Origin of the sequence: Streptomyces sp. WP-1 (genome assembly GCF_030450125.1) — a bacterium.
Classification (GTDB): Bacteria; Actinomycetota; Actinomycetes; order Streptomycetales; family Streptomycetaceae; genus Streptomyces; species Streptomyces incarnatus.
The window spans coordinates 6,840,277-6,854,402 of the sequence record NZ_CP123923.1 but is presented as its reverse complement, the minus strand read 5'-3'; the positions used below and the strand labels follow the sequence as shown (position 1 = coordinate 6,854,402).

At 71.3% G+C, this 14,126-nt stretch carries 10 protein-coding genes and 2 pseudogenes; 7 read left to right on the top strand and 5 right to left on the bottom strand.

Annotated elements, in window-relative coordinates; translation table 11 throughout:
• Positions 1-12 precede the first annotated feature (12 nt).
• The 7 genes from xylB (at position 13) to QHG49_RS30470 (ending at position 9,587) form a co-directional block, all read left to right on the top strand.
• Positions 13-1,458, top strand: coding sequence for a xylulokinase (gene xylB / locus QHG49_RS30500; protein WP_301492032.1), 1,446 nt, complete (start codon positions 13-15; stop codon positions 1,456-1,458).
• 39 nt (positions 1,459-1,497) lie between these two features.
• Positions 1,498-2,706 (top strand): ROK family transcriptional regulator, encoded by a 1,209-nt coding sequence (locus tag QHG49_RS30495; RefSeq protein WP_301492031.1) that lies wholly within the window; start codon positions 1,498-1,500, stop codon positions 2,704-2,706.
• 320 nt (positions 2,707-3,026) lie between these two features.
• Positions 3,027-4,511, top strand: coding sequence for an APC family permease (locus QHG49_RS30490; RefSeq protein ID WP_159699072.1), 1,485 nt, complete (start codon positions 3,027-3,029; stop codon positions 4,509-4,511).
• 219 nt (positions 4,512-4,730) lie between these two features.
• The gene (locus tag QHG49_RS30485; RefSeq protein ID WP_301492029.1) at positions 4,731-5,744 is read left to right on the top strand and encodes an acetamidase/formamidase family protein; all 1,014 of its coding nucleotides are present in this window, start codon (positions 4,731-4,733) and stop codon (positions 5,742-5,744) included.
• A 256-nt stretch (positions 5,745-6,000) separates the two neighbouring features.
• Positions 6,001-6,597, top strand: coding sequence for an N-acetylmuramoyl-L-alanine amidase (locus tag QHG49_RS30480; protein WP_301492028.1), 597 nt, complete (start codon positions 6,001-6,003; stop codon positions 6,595-6,597).
• 102 nt (positions 6,598-6,699) lie between these two features.
• Positions 6,700-8,007, top strand: a complete 1,308-nt coding sequence (locus tag QHG49_RS30475; protein WP_301492027.1) for a GAF domain-containing protein — start codon at positions 6,700-6,702, stop codon at positions 8,005-8,007.
• 56 nt (positions 8,008-8,063) lie between these two features.
• On the top strand, positions 8,064-9,587 hold the full coding sequence (locus QHG49_RS30470; protein ID WP_301492025.1) for an aldehyde dehydrogenase family protein: 1,524 nt from the start codon (positions 8,064-8,066) through the stop codon (positions 9,585-9,587).
• Between the two features lie 162 nt (positions 9,588-9,749).
• On the opposite strand, the gene QHG49_RS30465 is transcribed toward QHG49_RS30470, so the two are convergent.
• From QHG49_RS30465 to QHG49_RS30450, 5 genes and pseudogenes are all read right to left on the bottom strand, one after another.
• Entirely contained in the window at positions 9,750-10,745 is a 996-nt protein-coding gene (locus QHG49_RS30465; RefSeq protein ID WP_370530522.1) for a hypothetical protein, read from the bottom strand.
• Complete coding sequence (locus tag QHG49_RS34205; RefSeq protein WP_370530521.1) at positions 10,676-11,143, bottom strand: hypothetical protein; 468 nt, start codon at positions 11,141-11,143, stop codon at positions 10,676-10,678. Before QHG49_RS34205 ends, QHG49_RS30465 begins: the two co-directional genes overlap by 70 nt.
• Positions 11,144-11,176: 33 nt before the next feature.
• Positions 11,177-12,076, bottom strand: a pseudogene (locus tag QHG49_RS30460) (MFS transporter); the annotation flags it as partial.
• Positions 12,027-12,887: pseudogene (locus QHG49_RS30455) on the bottom strand (IS701 family transposase); the annotation flags it as partial. The pseudogenes QHG49_RS30460 and QHG49_RS30455, both read right to left, overlap by 50 nt.
• A 265-nt stretch (positions 12,888-13,152) precedes the next feature.
• Entirely contained in the window at positions 13,153-14,100 is a 948-nt protein-coding gene (locus QHG49_RS30450; RefSeq protein WP_301492023.1) for an SDR family NAD(P)-dependent oxidoreductase, read from the bottom strand.
• Positions 14,101-14,126: the final 26 nt, after the last annotated feature.

The window sequence follows — 14,126 nt, the reverse complement described above, 5'->3', positions numbered from 1 at the left end:
AGGGAGAGCCCCATGTCAGCAGCGGAGGGTCCGCTCGTCGTCGGCGTGGACACGTCCACCCAGTCCACGAAGGCCCTGGTCGTCGACGCGGCCACCGGAGAGGTGGTGGCGAGCGGCCAGGCGCCGCACACCGTCACCACCGGCGCGGGCCGGGAGAGCGATCCGCGCCAGTGGTGGGACGCCCTGTGCGAGGCGCTGCGCCAGTGCGGTGACGCGGCCCGCGAGGCGGCCGCGATCTCCGTCGGCGGTCAGCAGCACGGCCTGGTCACGCTGGACGAGCACGGTGAGCCGGTGCGTCCGGCGCTGCTCTGGAACGACGTCCGCTCCGCGCCGCAGGCCCGTCGGCTGGTCGCGGAGCTGGGCGGCCCGAAGGCCTGGGCCGAGCGCACCGGGAGCGTGCCCGGGGCGTCGTTCACGGCGGCCAAGTGGGCCTGGCTCGCCGAGCACGAACCGGAGGCGGCGCGCGCGACCAGGGCGGTACGGCTCCCCCACGACTACCTCACCGAGCGGCTGACCGGGCGGGCCGTCACCGATCGCGGTGACGCTTCCGGCACCGGTTGGTGGGCGTCCGGCACGGAGCAGTACGACGAGGAGACCCTGGCACACCTCGGGCTGGATCCGGCGCTGCTGCCCCGGGTGGTGCGCCCGGGTGAGGTGGCCGGGACCGTACACGGCGGACACGGACTGCCGTTCTCCACGGGCACGTTGGTGGCCCCCGGCACCGGTGACAACGCGGCGGCCGCGCTGGGCCTCGGGCTGCCGCCCGGAACCCCGGTGCTGAGCCTCGGAACTTCCGGCACGGTGTACGCCGTCTCCCGGCACCGCCCGGCCGACCCCACCGGCACGGTGGCGGGCTTCGCCGACGCGCGCGGGGACTGGCTGCCGCTGGCCTGCACCCTGAACTGCACGCTCGCCGTCGACCGCGTCGCGACCCTGCTGGGTCTGGACCGCGAGGCCGTCGAACCCGGCGGAGCGGTGACGCTCCTGCCCTTCCTGGACGGCGAGCGCACCCCCGACCTGCCGCACGCCTCCGGGCTGCTGCACGGACTGCGCCACGACACCACCCCGGGCCAGCTGCTCCAGGCGGCCTACGACGGTGCGGTGCACTCGCTGCTCGGCGCGCTCGACCTGGTCCTCGACGAGGACGCGGACCGCGACAGCCCACTGCTGCTGATCGGCGGCGGCGCGCGGGGCCACGCCTGGCAGCAGACCGTACGCCGGCTGTCCGGGCGGCCGGTCCGGATCCCCGTGGCCAAGGAGCTGGTCGCCCTGGGTGCGGCGGCGCAGGCGGCCGGGCTGCTGACCGGTGAGGACCCGGCGGCGGTCGCCCGGCGCTGGAACACCGCGGCGGGACCGGTGTTGGAGCCCATGCCCCGGGACGAGGAGACGCTGGCCCGGATCGGCGGGGTACTCTCCGACGCGGCCCCGCTGTTCGAGCGGGGTACAGAGGGCCACTGAACCGGGCCGCCCGGCCCTGGAACGAGGATCGACGCAGGCATGACCGCACCGCTGCACGAGGCCCGACCCGCCGGGGCCGGCCGGGCGCTGCCGGACACTCAGCAGGGCATGCGCCGGCGCAATCTCGCGCGGGTGCTGCACGCGGTCGGCGCCGAGGGTTCGCTCTCCAGGGCCGCCGTGGCCTCGCGCATCGGTCTGACCCGGGCCGCGGTGTCGACCTTGGTGGACGAGTTGATCCGCTGGGGGCTGCTGGAGGAGCTGGGTCCCGAACGGCCGGGACGAGTGGGGCGGCCCGGGTCGGCGCTGGCGGTCAGCGGCCGGGGCCCGGCCGGGATCGGCGCCGAGATCGGTGTCGATCACCTCGCGGTGTGCGCGGTCGACCTGCGCGGCGCGGTCCGCGCGCGGGCCGCGCGCCGGGGCGCCAACCGCGGCCGGGCGCCCGAGCCGGTGATCGCGGAACTGACGGCGCTGGTCGGCCAGGTGGTCGCCGAGGCCGAACAGGAGGAGTTGTGGCCCGCCGGGCTCGCGGTCGCCGTGCCCGGACTGGTGGCGCGGGACGGTCGCACCGTCGTCCGCGCCCCCAACCTGGAGTGGCGTGACACGGACCTCGGTGCGCTGCTGCCCGGCGACTGGCCGCTCACCGTGGACAACGAGGCCAACTTCGGCGCGCTGGCCGAGCTGTGGCTCGGCGCCGGCACACCGCGCGAGTTCCTGCATGTGTCGGCCGAGATCGGCATCGGCGCGGCGATCGTCGTGGACGGGCGGCTGCTGCGCGGGACCCGGGGGTTCGCGGGCGAGCTGGGCCATGTGCCCGTACGACCGGACGGACCGGCCTGCGCGTGCGGCGGGCGCGGCTGTCTGGAGCAGTACGCGGGCCAGGAGGCCGTGCTGCGCGCGGCGGGGCTCCAGCCGCGCGAGGACCTCGTCGGTCTGCTCGCGGAGCACGCCGAGAAGGGCGAGGAGGGGGTGCGGGCGGCGCTGCGGGACGCGGGCACGGCGCTCGGTATCGCGCTGACCGGAGCGGTGAACCTGCTCGACCCCGAGACGGTGGTCCTGGGCGGCGCCCTGGCGGGGCTGTCGCCCTGGCTGCTGCCCTCGCTGGAGGCCGAGCTGACGGGCCGTACGGCGGGCCCGGTCTGCCCGGTGGCGGTCTCGCCGCTCGGGTCCGAGGGTCCGCTGCTGGGCGCGGCGCACTCCGTCGTCCGCGCTGTGCTGGACGATCCGGCCTCGGTGGCCAAGCGCTCCTGACGTCTCGTCGAGCGCCTGCGGACAGCGACGGCGACGATGACGGCGACGGCAGGCCGACGGGCCCGGCTGTCCACCGGAGGCTCCGGCGTGGTCGCGCGGTCCCCGGCGCACTGTCCTCGCCCGAATGAGTGGCGGAGTTATCCACAGGCTTCCGCTTGTCCACGGAACCGTGGCGGACCCTTCTGCCGGGCCTGCCCGCGCCGTACCGTGAATCGCACGAGGCACGCGCTGCCGGAACGTCAGAACCGGTGCGGACCTCGTGATTCGAGCGGCATTCACCCAGATCGGGCGGCAACGGACGGACAGATATCGGGGGACGCATGCGCGGGGAGAGCACCGGGACTTTGCGGCGCGACGCCATCGGGTTGCGCGAGGTCCTGTTCCAGAGCATCACGGCGATGGCGCCGGCCGCGGCGGTGGCCGCGTCCATCCCGGCCGGCGCGGCCTTCGCGGGCGGCAGCCTGCCGCTGGCCGTGCTGGTCGCCCTGGTGGCCTGTCTGTTCACCGCGTCCTGCGTCGCCGAGCTGGCACGGGAGCTGCCCGCCGCCGGCTCGGTCGCCACCTACGCGGCGCGGGGGCTGCATCCGGCCGTCGGCTTCCTCGTCGGCTGGGGCTATGTCTTCGTGGAGATGCTGGTCCCCCCGCTGCTGCTCCTGCAACTGGGCTTCACGGTGGCGGGGACGCTGCACGACGAGTGGTCCTCGTACCCGGCGGATCTGTGGTGGCCGTACTCCCTGGCGGGGGCCGCCGTGATCGCCGTCGCCGGATACCTGGGGGTGCGCGCCTCGGCCCGCTTCGGCACCGTCCTCGGAGCCTTCGAGATCCTTGTCTTCCTGGTGTTCGCCGCGTTGCTGATCGGGAGAGCGGGCGGCGCCAACACCCTTTCCGTCTTCGGCACTTCTCATACCGCCGCAGGTCATTCCGGGATCGGCGGGGTGTTCGCGGGATCCGTGTACACCGTGCTGGCCTTCGCCGGGTTCGAGGCGGCGGCACCGCTCGCGGAGGAGACGCGCGAACCCCGGCGGACGATGCATCGCGCGGTACTGGGCGCGGCCCTGGGCATCGGCCTGTTCTATGTCGTCACCACCTATGCGATGACCGTCTGCTTCGGACCGGACCGGTTCGCCGGGTTCGGTGCGTCGGGCAGCGCGTCCTGGGAGGGGGTGGCGCGTGCCTCGTTCGGTTTCTTCTGGGTGCTGTTGTTCCTCGCGGTGGTGAATTCCACGATCGCCAACGCCAACGCGTGCGCGAACGTGTCGACCCGTACGGCCTTCGCCCTGGCCCGCATCCGGGTCCTGCCCGGAGTGCTCGCCACGCTCCATCCCCGGCACCGCTCCCCCGTGGCGGGCATCGCGGTGCAGACCGTCGTGGCCGTCGCCGCCGTACTGGGTCTGGGCCTCGGCTACGGCCCCGGGACCGCGTTCCTGCTCCTGGCCACGGTGATCGTCACGGTCGTCATCGGCGTCTACATCGTGGTGAACCTGGCGTGCGCCGGCCACTTCATACGGGTGGGCGGCAGCGCCCTCAAGCCGGTACGGCATCTGCTGTTTCCGGTGCTGGGCATCGCCGCCTTCGTCCCGGCGCTGCTGACGGCGGCCGGCCTGCCGGTGTTCGACTTCGTGACCGAGCTGACGGCTCCGGTGTCCTACGCGGGACCGGTCGTCGGCGTCTGGATGGCGGCGGGCGTGGTGGTGCTGCTGGTCCTGACGCGGCGTCACCCCGAGCGCATAGCCGAGACCGCGCGGGTGCACATCGAGGAGGACGCCCGGGCCGACCCGCGGCAGGACGGCAGCGCGATCCGCTGACCGGCCCGCTCCCCGGCGCCGTGCCGTACGACTGCCTGATGCCCGGTGGTCGCAAGCCAGTCCACCGAACACCACTCCACACGGCACCACGCCGCACGACTCCGCATCACATGACACCACGCCGCACGACACCGCACCACGCCGCGTCCACTGCCCGGCGGCCCGCAACCTCCCCCGCTCTCCCCGACGACCCGCCCACCAGAAGGGACCCACGGCACGATGACCGACCCCCGGATCCTCACCGTGCGACCGCAGCCGGACGAGTACGCCTGGACGTTCGGCGGCGCGGCACCCGTGGCCCGCATCGCGCCGGGCACGGTGCTCGACCTGTTCACGGAGGACTGCTTCGCCGGCCGGGTCCGCTCCGAGAAGGACCTTGTGTCCGAGGTCTGCGAATTCCCGTTCCTCAACCCCCAGACCGGCCCGTTCCACATCGAGGGCGCGGAACCCGGCGACACGGTGGCCGTGCACTTCGTGTCGATCGAACCGGCCCGCGACTGGGCGGCGTCCACGACGGTCCCCCTCTTCGGGGCGCTCACCTCGACCCACGCCACCGCCTCGCTCCAACCGCCGCTGCCGGAGCGAGTCTGGATCTGGGAGCTGGACCGTGCCCGGCGTACCGCCCTCTTCCGGGCGCGGGACAGCGACTTCGAGAGGGAACTGCCTCTGGAGCCGATGCACGGCACGGTGGGCGTGGCGCCGGCCAACCTGGAGGTCCGCTCGGCGCTGGTGCCGGACGCGCACGGCGGCAACATGGACACGCCCGAGATGCGTGCCGGGGTCACCTGCTACCTCGGGGTCAATGTGGAGGGCGCCCTGCTCAGCCTCGGCGACGGACACGCCCGCCAGGGTGAGGGCGAGACCTGCGGGGTGGCGGTGGAGTGCGCGATGAACACCGTGGTGATCGTGGACCTCCTCAAGGGCGTCGCGACCCCGTGGCCCCGGCTGGAGTCGGACACGCACATCGTCTCGACCGGCTCGGCGCGCCCGCTGGAGGACGCGTTCCGGATATCGCAGGCGGACCTGGTGCGCTGGCTGGTGAGCGACTACGGGTTCAGCGAGCTGGACGCGTACCAGTTCGCCACCCAGACGGTCGAGTCGCCGCTGGCGAACGTGTGCGACACGAACTACACATGCGTGGCCAAGCTCCGCAAGGAGTGGCTGCCCGTGCGGGAGACCTACCGGGGTGTGCACGCGCGGCTCCGGGAGACCGCACGGGCCCTGCGCGACTGACGGCCGGCCACGGGGCACCAGGCACACCCGCAGCACCCGCAGCACCCGCAGCACCCGCAATATCCGAACACCCGTGATGCCCGTAACACCCGGGACACCCGACGCCCCCACACCCCGGCGTACGAACGCCGCGCCCTCCCGCCCTGCCCCCGAGCCCCCTACTCGAACACACAGGAAGCACCACCGCCCGTACTCCCATCACTCCCCGACCCCCACTCCCCCATCCCCCACTCCAGAGAGGCATCCCACGATGGACATGGACCGGGAAAGGCCGCGTCTGAGCAGACGATGGATTCTGAAGGGCGCGGCGCTCGCCGCCGTACCGTACGCGCTGCTTCCCGAAGCGCATGCCGGTGCGAGTGGTTCCGTCGACTACCCGCCCGCCGAGTGGGCGCCCGCCAGCACCTCCAACTACACGGACTCCGACCGGCCGGGCACCTACGCGATCGACCGGGTCATCATCCATGTGACCCAGGAGACGTACGCCAACACCCTGGCCATCTTCCAGAACCCGGAGAAGCAGGTGACCGCGCACTACCTGGTGCGGTCGGCGGACGGACACGTCGCCCAGTGCGTGCGCGAGAGCGACGTCGCCTGGCACGCGGGCAACTGGAGCTACAACACCCGCAGTGTCGGCATCGAGCACGAGGGCTGGGTGGACCAGCCCTCGTACTTCACCAACGCCCTCTACGAGCAGTCGGCGAAGCTCACCGCGTCCATCTGCGACAGATACGGCATCCCCAAGGACAGGGAGCACATCATCGGCCACTACCAGGTGCCGGGCACCGACCACACCGACCCCGGCCCCAACTGGGACTGGGTCCGCTACATCAGACTCGTCAACTTCGCCTAGCACAGATCCCGAACCGGCGTCACACCAGTTGTCTGCGCGGACACGGCACATGACGATGGTCCCAGCCGGATCATCGCCGTACCACCGTCCGGGGAGGCCGAGTTGACCGATTCGTGGGTGGCCCTGGAACCGGGGGCCGATCCCGCCGAGCGGGTCAGGGTGCTGCGCCGTGCGCACGAGACGTTCACCACGGTGGGCGCGGTGCCACGCCCGGTGCGGTCGGTGGTGGCGGAGTCATGGCGGCGCAGCGCGCGGGCCGGTGTCGTACCGGACGGCACGGCGTGCGTGGAGTTGTCCGACGGGGATCTCGGTGCCTACCGGGCGGAGCATCCGCTGGCCCGGGTGATGCCGCTGTTCCGGGAGCTGCTGGGCACGTTCGCCGCCGAGGACGAGCAGTTGCTCGCGGTGTGCGACGCGCAGGGCAGGCTGCTGTGGGTCGAGGGGCATCCGGCGGCGCGGCGGCGGGCGGACGCGATGAACTTCGTGCCGGGGGCGCGCTGGTCGGAGGCCGCGGTGGGCACCAACGCGCCGGGGACCGCCGTGGCGCTGGACCGGCCGGTGCAGGTGTTCGCGGCGGAGCACTTCACCCGGCGGGTGCAGCCCTGGACGTGCGTGGCCGCTCCGGTGCACGATCCGCGCACCGGGCGGGTGCTGGGCGCCGTGGACGTCACCGGTGGGGACGGGCTGGCGCATCCGCACAGTCTGGGGTTCGTGCGGGCCGTGGCGCGGGCGGCGGAGGCCCAGTTGGCGCTGCTCGCTCCGGCGCGGGGTGCCGCGGACGCGCCGATGCTGCGCGTGCTGGGCCGGGACGAGGCCGAACTGACGGTCCAGGGGCGGCGGATGAGGCTGAGCCGTCGGCACAGCGAGATCGTGCTGCTGTTGTCGCGGCATCCCGAGGGGCTGACGGGTGACGCGTTGCTGTGCGCGCTGTACGCGGACGAGTCGGTGACCCCGGTGACGCTGCGGGCGGAACTGGCGCGGCTGCGGCGGTCGTTGGGGCCGGGGCTGCTGGCCTCGCGGCCGTACCGGCTGACGACGGCGGTCGACACGGACGCGACCGTGGTGGAACGGCGGCTGGGGTCGGGGGCGCTCGCCCAGGCCGTGGAGGCGTACGCCGGTCCGCTGCTGCCCGGTTCGCAGGCCCCGGCGATCGCCCGGCTGCGGGAGCGGCTCGCGCGGGGGCTGCGGGCGGCGCTGGTCGCGCACCGCGATCCCGATCTGCTGGCCGACTGGGCGCACGCGCCGTGGGGCGAGGACGACATCGAGGTGTGGCGGGCGCTCGCGACGGTGCGGCCGACGGCGTCGGTGCGGTCCCGACTGGATTCGCTGGAGGCGGAGTTGGCGGTGCCGGCCGTTCGGGTAGGGGGGTGGGCCCGGGGCGCAACGTACTTGCAACGTCCGCCCGCCTAGCCTCGCGCCGGGAGCTGCCCAAGGGCGGGCAGCGCTGCACCGGGAGGCACACCAGGATGACTCGTTACGCGGCGCCGGGCACCGAGGGCGCGATCGTCTCCTACCAGTCGCGCTACGACCACTTCATCGGGGGCGAGTACGTGCCGCCGGCGCGCGGGCAGTACTTCGAGAACCCGTCGCCGGTCAACGGAGCGCCGTTCACCGAGATCGCGCGCGGCACCGCGGAGGACGTGGAGCGAGCGCTGGACGCGGCGCACGCTGCCGCACCCGGGTGGGGCCGTACGTCGGTGACGGAGCGCTCGGACGTCCTGCGGAAGATCGCCGACCGTATGGAGGCCAACCTCGAAGCCCTCGCGGTGGCGGAGAGCTGGGAGAACGGCAAGCCGGTGCGGGAGACGCTGGCGGCGGACATCCCGCTGGCGATCGACCACTTCCGGTACTTCGCCGGGGCGATCCGGGCGCAGGAGGGGTCGCTGGGCGAGATCGACGACGACACGGTGGCGTACCACTTCCATGAGCCGCTCGGGGTCGTCGCGCAGATCATTCCGTGGAACTTCCCGATCCTGATGGCCACATGGAAGCTCGCGCCGGCGCTCGCCGCGGGCAACGCGGTGGTGCTCAAGCCGGCCGAGCAGACCCCGGCGTCCATCCACTACTGGGTGAGCCTGATCGCGGATCTGCTGCCGCCGGGCGTGCTGAACATCGTCAACGGCTTCGGTGTCGAGGCGGGCAAGCCGCTGGCGTCGAGTCCGCGGGTGGCGAAGGTGGCGTTCACCGGGGAGACCACGACGGGGCGGCTGATCATGCAGTACGCCTCGGAGAACATCAAGCCGGTCACGCTGGAACTGGGCGGCAAGTCGCCGAACATCTTCTTCGACGACGTGTGGGCGCACGACGACGACTTCCGCGACAAGGCGCTGGAAGGCTTCGCGATGTTCGCGCTCAACCAGGGCGAGGTGTGCACCTGCCCGTCGCGGGCGCTCGTCCAGCGCGGCCACTACGCGGAGTTCCTGGCGGCCGCGGTCGAGCGCACCCGGCAGATCAAGCCGGGGCACCCGCTCGACACCGACACGATGATCGGCGCCCAGGCGTCCAACGACCAGCTGGAGAAGATCCTCTCCTACCTGGACATCGGCCGGCAGGAGGGCGCGAAGGTCCTCACGGGTGGCGAACGCATCGAGCACGAGGGCGAGTTGAAGGGCGGCTACTACGTACAGCCGACCATCTTCGAGGGCGACAACCGGATGCGGGTCTTCCAGGAGGAGATCTTCGGCCCGGTCGTCTCGGTGGCCTCCTTCGACGACTTCGACGACGCCATCAAGATCGCCAACGACACACTGTACGGTCTCGGCGCGGGCGTGTGGACCCGGGACGCCAACACCGCCTACCGCGCGGGCCGCGCGATCCAGGCGGGCCGTGTCTGGACCAACTGCTACCACGCCTACCCGGCGCACGCGGCGTTCGGCGGCTACAAGCAGTCCGGCATCGGCCGCGAGACGCACAAGATGATGCTGGAGCATTACCAGCAGACCAAGAATCTTCTGGTGTCGTACTCGCCGAAGAGGCTCGGCTTCTTCTAGACACATGCGAAAGGGCGCCTGGCCTGGGTTCTCACCCGTCAGGTGCCCTTCGTGCAACCTGCTCTCGACCGGGCCCGGCTTGCGCGCTAACTCCCGATTCCTCCCACAACTGCACCCCGCCTGACCAGTACTTCCGGACCCGTCACGGACCAAACCCCCGGTTCAGCCCCCGGGTACGTCACCTTGACTGACACGCTGCCACTCGTTCATGGACTGCTCGATGAGACGGTTCGCCTGCTCTCGAAGGCCGTCAAGGAACTTGGCGTAGTGGCGAAGGAGAACCTCGATGCTCTGGCCGGCACGGCGGGCGCCCTCGGCCGGGTCCACTCCGAAGTAGAGCCAGAACGAGATCCCGGCGTGACGCGGATCGTAAAGCCGCTTGGCCAGGCGAGAAGTGCGCTCAGTACGGGTCAGGGCGTATTCCCGGGCCCGCGCCCATGTGAGGCCGTAGGCGGCAGCGTCCACGTAGTTGCCAGCCTGGTTCCGGAGAAGTCGACCGTCAGGTGCCACGTCGAACCGATTCACATGGGCACGCAGCATGCGTACGAACTGCGGCGGGATGGGAGCAGGCCGCGTCGCACCTACCGCGCGACACTTGAGCGAGTGCACCTCGTGCACCTCACCGTCGTCGGTCCACTCCCTGCCAGACGTGACGACCCCGCCCGAGAGGTTCAGCATCCCCCATCCCGTCTTTGGCAAGTGGCATTGCTCGATCCGAAGGTGGATGACCTCAGCTGGCCGCATAGCCGCGAAGTACATGCAACCGAAGAATGCTTCAAGATGAGGACCCCGCCCCCGCTGGCGAGCAACGGCCTCGAGCAGCCGAAGCACCTGGGCCGGATGAGGAACGGCGGCTGGATCCACCTCCTCATTGACTGCTGGCGCTTGCCACCGGAGCCCCTTGAGGGAGTTCTCTGCGAAGTACCCCTTCTCCACCGCAATGTTGAGAGCTTCGTTGAACGCAGCCCTCTTGCGTCGGGCTGTTTGAGCCGCAGCCACCTTGCCGTCCAGCTTGCGGCACATCGCATCGAGGGCCCGCCTCAGAACGTCGGATTCCGCGAGGGAGCTGACCGGCAGCGAGTTGCGCTTCATCCAGTCCAGCGCATGGAGCCACTCCTCGGCGGGCTCGCACTCCAGGCTTTCTTGTTGAACACCCACGAGTACAGGGCACGCCGCAGTACCCGCGGATCGGAATACACTGCGCCGGGGCGTATCAGGGCGGGCGTGACCGTAGCGAAGGCATCAGCCAGGGTGCGGCGGGCGTTCCCCGGCGTGCGCTCCCATCTTTGCTCGATGTATTCGTGCACCAGGTCGTACCACGTAGTGCGCTGCTTGATGGTCCGCAACTCGGATGCCGGCAGACCTGTGTGCTCGTCAAACGGCTCACCCGCGCGCGCAGCTGTCATCAGCTTCGCACGCCGGCTGTCAGCAAGCGCGAACGCGATGAAGGACTCAGACTTCTCACGCCCGTTAACCGTCCACCGAATCTGGAAAGGCTTGCGCCGGTCAGGGCGCTCACGTATCTCCCAGAATCGGACGTTATAACTCATCGCCATCCAGGCGTATCCCTTTCACACACATCCCACCACGCATCCAGCGCCGACCGGCCACAGGCCCAGGCGGTCGAGAGCGAACCGGCAGAACGTGACGCTGAGGAGCGTCGCTGCGGCGCCGGCCGACCAGACCAGGCCGACAGCGGTGGTGGACTGCCCGAAGTGCTGGACGACGATCACGGGCCCGGAGGCCTGGAGCAAGCCCGTGGCCAGGTTGGCCAGGGTTAGTCCGGTCACGAGCCAGCCGAGCGTGGGCAGCGAGCGGATGGTGCGCCACCCGGCGGGCAGTCCGGCACCGCACTGCCTCCTGGGCGCACGGGCCGGTGCGACGGGCGAGGGCGGGGTGCGCAGGGCGAGCAGCGCGGCGAGCAGCGAGAGCACGGTGATCATCGCGAGCATCGACGGCGGCCCGGCGAGCAACAGCATTCCGGCGAGCGCGGGACCGGCCAGGGCCGCCGTCTGGTCGATGCCGAGCAGGACGGCCTGGACACGGTGTGCTTGTCGCCCTGCTCGGCGTCCGTCTGCGGCGCCCGCGGTCTCGGCCGCGATGTAGCTGAACTCGGTGAGCACGCCGGTCGTCGCGGCCAGCACCATCACGGTCGCGCTCGCCACGGTGCCCGCCGGGTGGAGGTGGAGCAGGACCGCGCCGGCGGCCAGGGCCAGCGCCCGGCCCAGGGAGGCCAGGTGGAACACCACCGAGGCACCGCGCCGGTCGACAACCGAGCCGACCCATCTCGCCGCAGCCGGCCGCGGGATCCATTCCAGGGCGAAGGCCGCGCCCGTCAGCGCGGCGGAGCGTGTCGTGGCCAGGACGAGCAGCGGGATGCCGTAGGTGGACGTCGCGAACGCCAGCGCGTCCGCCGTACGGGGCAGGTAGATGCTCCGCATCAGGCCGCCGCTGTGATGTGCGTGCCGGGGTGCGACCGCTACGCTCACGCGGCCGGCTCGCGCTCGGACACCCTGACCGTCTGGAAGTGGTCGGCCAGCCACTGGAGCAGGAGCGTGCGGATACGGGCCAGCCCCGCCTCGGATCCGCCGCCGACCAGCGAGGGGGGACCGTCGGCGCGGGTGGTGGCCATGACGTGGAAGACGTGCGCCCGTTCCAGCTCGGTCCGCCAGCTCTTGGAATAGCCGTAACCGGCGTCCGCGGTCACCCACCCGAACGGGATCTTCCTTTGGATCGCCCGGCGGACCATCGCCCGGGCCATCGCCACCTTCGTCTCGAAGACGACCTCGTCGTCGATGCCGGGCCGTCTGCACCGTTCCCGGTCGTCCGTCCAGGACGCCGGCAGATAAAGGCTCCGGTCGATGAGGGTGCGGCCGCGGTCGGCGGCATAGGCGAGGAAGATTCCGACCTGGCAGTTCTCCGTCCGTCCCGCGGTTCCGGAGTGCTGCCGCTGGACGCCGGCCGAACGGTCCCCCTTCTTCAGGAAACCGGTGTCGTCGACGATCAGTACCGCATCCCGGTCCCCGAGATGTTCCACGACGTACTCACGCACGTCGTCCAGGACCTCGTCCGCATCCCAGTCGATCCTGTTCAGCAGCCGGTGGATCCGGTCGGGGCCCGCATGACCCGCCTCCTCCGCCAGCGTCCAGCCGTTCTTCCGCTCCAGCGGTGCGATGAGTCCCTGCATATACGCCAACACCGATCACGTGGCTCCGACCTGGCAAAACGATGCACGAACCACTCGTGCAGAGCCCTCAGTTCACCCGCCCACGACCGGGCACCAGACTGTTCCCCACCCATGAACAGACCAACGAACCACCTGCCCAACCGTCACGACAAACACCGTTGCAGTACTAGGCCGCTACGCACCGATCATCTGATGCAGATGCTCTTTCAGCAGGTTCCCGAGGGCAAGGCCGCCAAGTACTGCCCACTTGGACGTACCCGTCGCAAGCGGCCTGCACGGCGACAAGCGGGTGGTCGCCCTCGACCGGAGTGGGTGCGCCTCGTGGGACTTGGCGCAGCCCGCTTGGATTGCGGGGTCTGCGCCTGCTACCAGCGCGGGCTACAGAGTGGTGGCCGATCCGGAGTGAAACGGGCTCTGCTTGGACTCAGCGATGGGGAACTGCACCCTGGTGAGGTCTTCGGAGACGGCCCACAGCCGCTGCTGGACGGCTGCCTCGTACGACTCCGGGCTGGAGGTGACCAGCCGGGGGTGGCCCATGACCTCGTTGCGTCCGCCGGGACCGTAGTACTGGCCGCCGAGCGCGGCGGGGTCGGTGGCGGCACGCAGGGTCGGCAGCGCGCCCATCGCCGGCTTCTGGGTGATCAGCGGCGCGAGCCAGGTGAGCGGAAGCCGGAGGGCCGCGGGGGTGTTGCGGGCGAGCTCGGTGCTGGACATGCCGGGGTGCGCGGCCACCGCGACGGTCGTGCCGTGCGTGGCGAGCCGGCGCTGCAGCTCGTACGTGAACATCAGGTTGGCCAGCTTGGACTGACCATAGGCGCCGACCCGGCTGTACGACCGCTCCCACTGCAGGTCGTCGAAGTGGATCGCGGCCCGGATGCGGTGGCCGGTGCTGCTGACCGTCACCACGCGCGAGCCGGGCACCGGCAGCATCAGGTCCAGCAGCAGCCCGGTGAGCGCGAAGTGGCCGAGGTGGTTGGTGCCGAACTGCAGCTCGAAGCCGTCCCGGGTGGTCTGCTTCGGGGTGTACATCACGCCGGCGTTGTTGATCAGCAGGTCGAGCCGGTCGAGGCGGGACCGCAGCGCCGCCGCCGCGGTCCGGACGGAGTCGAGCGAGGTCAGGTCCAGCGCCTGCACGGTCACGTCGCCGGTCATGCGGGCCGCAGCTTGCTCGCCCTTCTTGACGTTGCGCACGGCGAGCACCACGGAAGCCCCGCGCTCGGCGAGCGCCCTGGCGGTCTCGTACCCCAGTCCGGTGTTGGCCCCGGTCACCACGGCCACTCGCCCGCGCTGGTCCGGAATATTCGCCGTCGTCCACTTTTCACTCATGGTCGGACTCCCGTCTAATTACGTAC

Bases quoted from the DNA above. Each gene is read 5' to 3' on its own strand.
- xylB (WP_301492032.1), top strand. From the start codon at position 13: ATGTCAGCAGCGGAGGGTCCGCTCGTCGTCGGCGTGGACACGTCCACC.
- QHG49_RS30495 (WP_301492031.1), top strand. From the start codon at position 1,498: ATGACCGCACCGCTGCACGAGGCCCGACCCGCCGGGGCCGGCCGGGCG.
- QHG49_RS30490 (WP_159699072.1), top strand. From the start codon at position 3,027: ATGCGCGGGGAGAGCACCGGGACTTTGCGGCGCGACGCCATCGGGTTG.
- QHG49_RS30485 (WP_301492029.1), top strand. From the start codon at position 4,731: ATGACCGACCCCCGGATCCTCACCGTGCGACCGCAGCCGGACGAGTAC.
- QHG49_RS30480 (WP_301492028.1), top strand. From the start codon at position 6,001: ATGGACCGGGAAAGGCCGCGTCTGAGCAGACGATGGATTCTGAAGGGC.
- QHG49_RS30470 (WP_301492025.1), top strand. From the start codon at position 8,064: ATGACTCGTTACGCGGCGCCGGGCACCGAGGGCGCGATCGTCTCCTAC.
- QHG49_RS34205 (WP_370530521.1), bottom strand. From the start codon at position 11,143: ATGGCGATGAGTTATAACGTCCGATTCTGGGAGATACGTGAGCGCCCT.
- QHG49_RS30450 (WP_301492023.1), bottom strand. From the start codon at position 14,100: ATGAGTGAAAAGTGGACGACGGCGAATATTCCGGACCAGCGCGGGCGA.